Origin of the sequence: Acinetobacter genomosp. 33YU, from assembly GCF_001990725.1 — a bacterium.
Classification (GTDB): domain Bacteria; phylum Pseudomonadota; class Gammaproteobacteria; order Pseudomonadales; family Moraxellaceae; genus Acinetobacter; species Acinetobacter seifertii.
This window is the reverse complement of record NZ_LFZQ01000035.1, coordinates 1-997: the sequence shown is the minus strand read 5'-3', so window position 1 is coordinate 997 and position 997 is coordinate 1. Positions and strand designations below refer to the sequence as shown.

General features: G+C 47.8%; 1 protein-coding gene. It reads right to left on the bottom strand.

What is annotated here, in order from left to right; translation table 11 throughout:
• Positions 1 to 997: Ig-like domain-containing protein (locus AC056_RS19100; RefSeq protein ID WP_228144373.1), on the bottom strand; the 997-nt coding region annotated here is incomplete at both ends.

The following is a 997-nucleotide window of genomic DNA, read 5'->3' as shown; positions in this document are numbered from 1 at the left end:
AGTCACCTTCACTGTTGAACCAGGTTCTGCCGTACCTGTGACAGGATTACTTGCATTGATCGGATCAATCACTGGTGCATTTGGTGCTGTGGTATCTACTGTCACCACCGCATTTGTTGTTCCCACATTACCTGCAGGATCGGTTGCAGTCACAGTGATCGTATGTGGACCATCTGTCAATGCAGGAAGCGTATTGTCTGCAAGCGTCCAGGTACCATTACCATTGTTCGTCGCTGGATAGTTCACACCATCGACAGTCACTACAACTTTCGCAGTTGGATCGTTTACCGTACCTGTTAATGCAGGTGTACTGTCATTGGTTAGTGCTGTCGTTACAGTTAATGTTGGTGCAACTGCATCTACAGTACCAGTTGAAGGATTTGATGGGTTGCCTGCTGGATCAGTGGCTGTTGCAGTCACTGTTTGACCATCAGTCAAGTCACCTGGATTTGGTACTGTCCATTTCCCATCAGGGCCTGCAACAACTGTTGCTGTACTGCCATCCGGGAAAGTCACCTTCACTGTTGAACCTGGTTCTGCCGTACCTGTGACAGGATTGCTTGCATTGATCGGATCAATCACTGGTGCATTTGGTGCTGTGGTATCTACTGTCAAGACTGCATTTGTTGTTCCCACATTACCTGCAGGATCGGTTGCAGTCACAGTGATCGTATGTGGACCATCTGTCAATGTAGGAAGCGTATTGTCTGCAAGCGTCCAGGTACCATTACCATTGTTCGTCGCTGGATAGTTCACACCATCGACAGTCACCACAACTTTCGCAGTTGGATCGTTCACCGTACCCGCTAATGGCGGTGTATTGTCATTGGTTAAGGTAGTAGTTACAGTTACTGTTGGTGCAACTGCATCTACAGTACCAGTTGAAGGATTTGATGGGTTGCCTGCAGGGTCAGTTGCCACTGCTGTAATTTTATCACCATCTTTGAGATCACCTGGATTTGGTACTGTCCATTTCCCATCAGGGCCTGCAACAACT